This is a genomic window from Dichelobacter nodosus, from assembly GCF_001263335.1.
Taxonomy (GTDB): domain Bacteria; phylum Pseudomonadota; class Gammaproteobacteria; order Cardiobacteriales; family Cardiobacteriaceae; genus Dichelobacter; species Dichelobacter nodosus.
The window spans coordinates 1-5,551 of record NZ_LGVW01000032.1 but is presented as its reverse complement, the minus strand read 5'-3'; the positions used below and the strand labels follow the sequence as shown (position 1 = coordinate 5,551).

At 46.0% G+C, this 5,551-nt stretch carries 6 protein-coding genes; 5 read left to right on the top strand and 1 reads right to left on the bottom strand.

The window, feature by feature from the left end:
* Positions 1 to 190: hypothetical protein (locus tag AKG33_RS07530; protein ID WP_235503166.1), on the top strand; the 190-nt coding region annotated here is incomplete at its 5' end.
* A 27-nt stretch (positions 191 to 217) separates the two neighbouring features.
* Here AKG33_RS07530 and AKG33_RS06500 read toward each other — a convergent pair.
* Entirely contained in the window at positions 218 to 1,054 is an 837-nt protein-coding gene (locus tag AKG33_RS06500) for an outer membrane protein assembly factor BamD (protein WP_012031594.1), read from the bottom strand.
* Positions 1,055 to 1,100: 46 nt separating this feature from the next.
* Here AKG33_RS06500 and rluD point away from each other — a divergent pair, with 46 nt between their 5' ends.
* The 4 genes from rluD to AKG33_RS06480 form a co-directional block, all read left to right on the top strand.
* A complete protein-coding gene (gene rluD, locus AKG33_RS06495) occupies positions 1,101 to 2,069 on the top strand; it encodes a 23S rRNA pseudouridine(1911/1915/1917) synthase RluD (protein ID WP_012031595.1) in 969 nt (322 codons plus the stop codon).
* A 149-nt stretch (positions 2,070 to 2,218) separates the two neighbouring features.
* On the top strand, positions 2,219 to 3,379 hold the full coding sequence (gene sucC, locus AKG33_RS06490) for an ADP-forming succinate--CoA ligase subunit beta (RefSeq protein ID WP_050708045.1): 1,161 nt from the start codon (positions 2,219 to 2,221) through the stop codon (positions 3,377 to 3,379).
* Between the two features lie 9 nt (positions 3,380 to 3,388).
* The gene (sucD, locus tag AKG33_RS06485) at positions 3,389 to 4,261 is read left to right on the top strand and encodes a succinate--CoA ligase subunit alpha (protein ID WP_012031597.1); all 873 of its coding nucleotides are present in this window, start codon (positions 3,389 to 3,391) and stop codon (positions 4,259 to 4,261) included.
* 140 nt (positions 4,262 to 4,401) lie between these two features.
* Positions 4,402 to 5,551 (top strand): MFS transporter (locus tag AKG33_RS06480; protein WP_050708044.1); only part of this gene is annotated, 1,150 nt, incomplete at its 3' end.

The window sequence follows — 5,551 nt, the reverse complement described above, 5'->3', positions numbered from 1 at the left end:
CACTTGTTCAATTTTCATCAATCAAGTGCTTTCGTTACAAAACACCCGCACAAACTATCTTATTCTCGTTGTTAAAGATCTCTCTACTCAAAACCTCTTCTTTCAAGCCGCTTTAAGTAGCGCTCCGTTTCAAGAGGTGCGCATTATAGCTTCTATCTCCCCCTTTGCAACTGTTTTTCATATTTTTTAACTGGTTTTTTGATAACATTTTGCTTTTTCATAATTTTTTTATTGAGCTTCCGCGCATTCTATCAAAAAAGTTTGCTTGCTTATGAATATTTCCCTGCAAATAGCGCTTAATTTCTGGAGACTCTAAGCTATCAACATAATTCATATTAAAAACACGCATCGCATCATCGGCTAACAGTTTTTGCCCTAATTCACGATACGCACGAATCATAATCGCCAAAGCATAAGGCGCGCTCGGCGTCGTTTCATAATGTTCTAAAATATTTTTTGCGCGTGCGGCAGCTGCCACAAAATCGCCTTTACGCAAATAAAAATCGGCAATTTCTAAATCATGTTTTCCCAACAAATTATGGAGAAAAATCATACGATAACGCGCATCTTCGGCATATTCACTTTGCGGAAAACGTTCCACTAATTGCGCAAATAAATCAAAAGCATTTTTCAAAGGCGTAGGATCCGTTTGCGACAAATCGGTGGGAAGTAACCGTTTGAAAAAAGAAATATTTTTTTCATACTCCACCACCCCTTTCATATACAAAGCATAATCAATATAAGGGTGTTGCGGATAAGTTTTACTAAAACTATCCAACTGCGCGAGCGCTTTTTCCGCCTCACCGGCGCGGTAATAACTATAAGCAATATCCAACATGCTTTGTTGAGCCAATACACCGTACGGATAACGCGCCAACAGTTTGGTAAAATAATCGATAGCGGTCGTATAACTACTGCTTTCCATCTCCGTTTTACCGGCTTGATAAAGCTGATGCGCGTTCCAGTTTGCGGTATGATCCAACTGCATTCCCGAGCAGCCCGCCAAAAACACTACCATTGCGATGATTGCGACACCGTTCTTACGGAGTTTCATCTCGGCTCCTACCTGTTAAAAATCATCATTATACATTGAGACCCGTATGCCCAAACAACTCACGCAACACCCCATTAATTTCATCGTTGACCACAACAATCATGCTCTAAGACTCGATCAAGTGCTGGCGCGCAATTATCCCGAATTTTCCCGCAACCGTTGGCAAGACGCGATCAATGCGGGAACCGTATTATTAAACGGTGCCGCCGCGAAAAGTAAATCGCTGGTTTGTGCTGGCGACCAAATCACCGGCGTTTTAACGCAGGAAATTCAAACTGAAGACAGCGCCCAAAACCTGCCTTTAAACATACTTTATGCTGATGACGACATCATCGTTATCAACAAACCCGCTGGATTAGTCGTTCACCCCGCCGTCGGCAATCACGACAACACCCTGCTCAACGCCTTGCTTTACCATTTTCCCCAAACCAAACATCTTCCGCGCAGCGGCATCGTTCACCGTCTCGATAAAGACACCAGCGGCGCCATGGTTATTGCGCATAGCGCACGCGCGCATACCGATCTCGTGCGCCAACTGCAAAATCGCAGCATGGGACGCATTTATCTTGCTTTGGTTTATGGTTACATCACTGCCGGCGATACCATCGATTTACCAATTGGTCGTCATGCTAAAGATCGCCTCAAAATGGCAGTGCGCCCCGACGGCAAACCCGCCATTACGCATTACCGCATTGAAGAACGCTGGCAAACGTTAACCTTATTACGCGTTCAATTAGAAACTGGACGCACTCATCAAATCCGCGTACATTTAAGCCATCATCGGCACCCTTTAGTAGGCGACAAATTATATGGCGCGCGCCCCTTTTTAGCGTCATCGCTGACGGAATTACAGCGCCAAGCGCTCGCCGAATTTCCGCGGCAAGCCTTGCACGCCGTTGAACTTCATCTTCATCACCCCGCCACCAATGAAATCATGCGTTTTACCGCGCCGCTGCCTGATGATATGACGCAATTATTCACCATTCTCCGCGCACAAAATCCGCAAACGCCGTGACGATCTTCCCCGCTTTTTGATACGATAAGCGCGTTTTTGCTCAAAATTGAGCAAAATAATCATATAACACGCTGAATTAAATAAATTTATTAACGAATTCATGGACGAAAACGCGCTCATCGAGCGCTGCCCGTTGATAAGGAACACATATGAATCTACACGAATATCAAGCAAAAGCGCTACTTCGCGCTGCCGGCATCAAAACGCAGCGCGGCATCATCATTAAAAACAGTGTGGAAGCAAAAGAAGCCGCGCAACAGTTAGGCGGCAATCGTTGGGTCGTTAAAGCACAAATACATTCCGGCGGACGCGGTAAAGCCGGCGGCATCAAAACTGCGCAAACGCTCGATGAAGTGCACCATATCAGCGCCGCAATGCTCGGAAGTCGTTTAAAAACGGAACAAAGCAGCGCTGACGGTTTACCCATCAATGAAGTATTAATTGAAGAAGAATGCCGCGCCATCGCCACTTATTATCTTGCTTTAACGCTCGATCGCCCGCGCCAACAAATCGTTTTTATCGCATCAATGGCAGGCGGAACCGAAATCGAAACCGTCGCCGAAACAAATCCTGAAGCAATTATTTATGCCGGTGTCAATCCAGCCATCGGATTTTCTCCTTATCTTTCTGCGCGCGTTGGCGGCGCACTGCAACTGGATAAATCCTATCAATTGCCGCTTACAAAACTGATGAATCGTCTTTACCAATTATTTATTGATAACGATTTAACGCTACTCGAACTCAATCCGCTTATCATCACCGAAGATCACGAATTTTTACCGCTTGACGCTAAAATCAGCATCGATGATAACGCGCTCTTTCGTCATCAAGAATTGGTGGATTTACGCGACACAACGCAGGAAGATCACCGCGAAACGCAGGCTCAAGAATTGCAATTAAATTATGTTCCGCTCGACGGTACCATCGGCTGCATCGCAAACGGCGCAGGTCTTGCCATGGCAACCATGGACATCATTAAACTGTACGGCGGTGAACCGGCAAACTTTTTAGATGTTGGCGGTGATGCCACATCAGAACGCGTTAAACAAGCCTTTAAACTCATTTTGACGTCATCGCGCATCAAATCCATTTTGGTCAATATTTTTGGCGGTATTGTCCGCTGCGATTTAATCGCCGACGGCATCATTCAAGCGGCAAAAGAAATCGATTTAAAAATTCCCGTCATCGTGCGTTTACAAGGCAATAATGTTGATCTCGGGCGCAAAATGCTCGACGAATGTCCGTTAAATTTGCAAGCTGCGGACGATTTAATCGATGCGGCGCAAAAAGCCATCGCGGCAGCACAATAAGGAACAACAATGAGTATTTACGTTGACAAAAACACGCGCGTTATCACCCAAGGTTTTACCGGTTCACAAGGCACTTTTCATTCCGAACAAGCCATTGCTTACGGCACGCAACTCCTCGGTGGCGTCACGCCCAATAAAGGCGGCGAAACGCATCTCGATCGTCCTGTTTTTAATAATTGTTATGAAGCCGTTTGCGCCACAAAAGCGAATGCCTCGATGATTTTTGTGCCGCCGCCTTTTGCCGCGGACGCCATTCTCGAAGCCATCGATGCCGGTATTGAAACGATTGCCTGCATTACGGAAGGCATTCCCGTTTTAGATATGCTCAAAGTAAAAGCCGCATTAAAAGGGACGAACGTCCGCCTCATCGGCCCTAATTGCCCAGGAATTATTACGCCTGACGAATGCAAAATGGGCATTATGCCGGCGCATATTCATCAAAAAGGCAGTATCGGCATCGTTTCGCGCTCGGGAACGCTGACTTACGAAGCCGTTCACCAAACCACGCAAAGCGGTTTTGGACAATCCACATGCGTTGGCATCGGCGGCGATCCCATTTGTGGCACCCGTTTTATTGACGTTTTAAGCGCTTTTGAACAAGACGAGCAAACGCGCGCCATCGTTATGATCGGCGAAATTGGCGGTTCTGCGGAAGAAGAAGCTGCCGAATTTATCAAATCTTGCATTAAAAAACCCGTAGTTGCTTACATCGCTGGACGCACCGCGCCGTTGGGCAAACGTATGGGACATGCCGGCGCCATCATCAAAGGCAATATGGGGAGCGCGGCGGCAAAAATTAAAGCCTTACAAAATGCCGGCGTCGTTACCGTTTCTTCTCCTGCAGAAATCGGCGCGGCATTAAAACAATTGCTTCATTCATAATATTTCGCAGTCAATCAACCATAGAAAATGAACTGATCCGCGCGGTAAATAAGCATTTTTCGGCACACTTATAAATAGCGATTCGCCGATCACGTTTTTAACGATTATTTGCTAAAATCCGCGCTTTTGGTTGCATTATCATGATATTTTCACGCCACTGGCGCGCAGCTGCTGCGGGTTATCTCGATCGGCGCGCGCTTTTAATGTTTTTTTTGGGCATTGCCGCGGGCATTCCAATTTTACTGATTTTTTCCACTTTATCTTTATGGTTACGCGAAGCCGGCGTGAGCCGCGCGACGGTTACCATGTTCAGCTGGGCGGCTTTGGCTTATTCCTTTAAATTTATTTGGGCGCCGTTAATCGATGCTTTATCCGTGCCCGTTTTGCATTTTTTAGGAAAACGCCGTTCTTGGTTGCTTTTTTCTCAATTGTGCATCATCGCCGCCATTATCACGATGGCAAATATCAATCCGATTTCATCTTCAACGTTGACGCATATGGCGTTGGCAGCGGTATTTTTAGGCTTTGCTTCGGCTACGCAAGATATCGTTATTGACGCTTACCGCATTGAAATTGCCGGCGATAATAGCGGCATGCAATCGATAACTTCCGCGATGTATGTTGCGGGTTATCGCGTCGGCATGTTAATTGCGGGCGCAGGCACTTTATTTCTTGCGGCAAAATTTGGCTCTAACGAACAGCATTATGTTTATTCCGCATGGCAAAACAGTTATTACATCATCGCGGCGGCAATGAATATCGGCGTTATCACCACGCTGCTGGCGCCGGAACCCGTTCATCAAAAAACCGCGCCTTTGTCTGCTGCTGATTCCCTTAAAATATTGCTGCTTTTTGTTTCCTGTTTGGGCGTTTTTATCGGCACATTTTTATCAATCAGCCGTTGGTTTGAAACACATTTTATTTTGGTTCACAAAGATTCCATTTTTGCCGTTTTAAACGCGGTTCTGCGCGAAGGATTAAGTTTTTTAAGCGCCGGCAGCGTCACCATTTTCAGCGCTTTTTTAGCGATAAAATGCGGTTTGGCACCGCGAACTTTAATCATGCAAACATGGATCGAGCCGATCGCAAGTTTTTTTGCGCGCTACGGGAAAAAAGCCCTGATTTTACTGGCATTAATCGGCATTTATCGCATCGCTGATATGTTAGCCGGCGTCATGAGCAACGTTTTCTTTCAAGATATGGGTTTTAGCAAAGAACAAATTGCTACCGCGGTGAAAATTTTTGGCGTTTTCATGGCAATTAGCGGCGGTTTTTTCGGCGGGTTTTTTT